This window comes from Rathayibacter tanaceti (assembly GCF_001634385.1).
GTDB lineage: Bacteria > Actinomycetota > Actinomycetes > Actinomycetales > Microbacteriaceae > Rathayibacter > Rathayibacter tanaceti.
On the sequence record NZ_LIIN01000249.1, the window covers coordinates 1 to 1,477 of the forward strand.

Below are 1,477 nucleotides of genomic sequence, written 5' to 3' on the forward strand. Positions count from 1 at the left end.
ACCGAGACCACCTCGCGGAGGACCGGAGCCAACCCGAGCGCCTGCGCCTGCCCGGCTGCGTGCGTGGCGACCGCGGCCGACGCCTCCTGCAGCCCGTGGTCGACGATCACCGCACCGGCGCGTCGGCCCCCCCGCGGCGCCTCGAACGCGACCGCGGCGGCGAGAGCGAGCGAATCGGCGCCTCCGCTCAGCGCGACCAGCACCAGGGCGCCGGGAGCGAGCCGGTCCAGGCTCGCCCGCACCGCCCGCCGCAGGTCGGCGACGGCAGGGGTCAGGCGGGGGCGATCGGGCACATCAAGTAACGTTAGGCCAGCGATCCGGCCTGCGAACGCGCGCACGTGCACGAGCGCATCTGGGCGCAGCACCACTGCCGATGCGCCGTTCCGGCGCCACCGACTCAAGGAGAGAGCATGGCCGCATACGACGTCGTCGTCGAGATCCCCAAGGGGAGCCGCAACAAGTACGAGGTCGATCACGAGACCGGTCGCGTGTACCTCGACCGCGTGCTCTTCACCTCGTTCGTCTACCCGACGGACTACGGCTACTTCGAGAACACCCTCGGCCTCGACGGCGACCCCGTCGACGCGCTGGTTCTGCTCGAGTACCCCGTCTTCCCGGGCGTGGGAGTCTCGGTCCGCCCCGTCGGCGTGCTCAACATGAGCGACGAAGCCGGCTCGGACGCCAAGGTGGTCGTGGTCCCGGCGAAGGACCCGCGCTGGCAGCACATCCAGGACATCGACGATGTCCCGGAGCAGACCAAGAACGAGATCAAGCACTTCTTCGAGCGCTACAAGGATCTCGAGCCCGGCAAGTGGGTGAAGGTCGAGGCCTGGGGCGACGCGGCCGAGGCCGAGCAGATCGTCCAGGACGGCATCAAGAAGCTGGCCGACGAGGGGCACTGACCCCTCGATACGAACGAGCGAATCCCCTCCCGTCGCCGGACAGGAGGGGATTCGCTCGTTCGTATCGAGGCGCGTGGCCGCTCAGGCCGCCGGCCGACCGACCATGCCTGCGGGGCTGCCCCACGTGTTCCAGATGCGCACGGGCTTGCCGTAGTCGGCCGCCTCGAGGATCTGGTTGTTCCCCAGGTAGATGGCCACATGGTAGTAGTCGCCACCGCCACCCCAGAAGATCAGATCGCCGCGCTGACGCTGGCTGTACGGCACGAGCTTGCCCGCGTTGGCCATGGTGTTGTACTGGTTGGTCGCCGAGTGGGTCCCGATGTAGATCCCGGAGGAGGCGTACGACGCCTTGGTCAGGCCGGAGCAGTCCCACTGGTCGGGTCCCATGCCGCCGAGCACGTACTCCTCGCCGAGCTGCGCCATCGCGTACGAGATCGCGTTCTCGACCTGGTTGCCCTGGGGGACGAGGACGGGTGCGGGTGCGGCGACAGGCTGCGGGAGCGGCGCTGGAGCGGGGGCCGGTGCAGGAGCGGGGGCCGGAGCCGGCTGCGCAGCGGGCCGGGCGGGTGCCGGAG

Annotated in this window: 3 protein-coding genes; 1 reads left to right on the top strand and 2 read right to left on the bottom strand. The window is 70.1% G+C overall.

Features of this window, described 5'->3' with window-relative positions:
• Window positions 1-293, bottom strand: a 293-nt coding sequence (locus tag ACH61_RS15395) for an ATP-binding protein (protein WP_330220193.1), incomplete at its 3' end; no start/stop codon positions are given.
• A 117-nt stretch (window positions 294-410) separates the two neighbouring features.
• Here ACH61_RS15395 and ppa point away from each other — a divergent pair.
• The gene (gene ppa / locus ACH61_RS15400) at window positions 411-902 is read left to right on the top strand and encodes an inorganic diphosphatase (RefSeq protein WP_068213747.1); all 492 of its coding nucleotides are present in this window, start codon (window positions 411-413) and stop codon (window positions 900-902) included.
• Between the two features lie 81 nt (window positions 903-983).
• Here ppa and ACH61_RS15405 read toward each other — a convergent pair.
• On the bottom strand, window positions 984-1,477 hold a 494-nt coding region (locus tag ACH61_RS15405; protein ID WP_161489688.1), incomplete at its 5' end, for a C40 family peptidase.

Bases quoted from the DNA above. Each gene is read 5' to 3' on its own strand.
- ppa (WP_068213747.1), top strand. From the start codon at position 411: ATGGCCGCATACGACGTCGTCGTCGAGATCCCCAAGGGGAGCCGCAAC.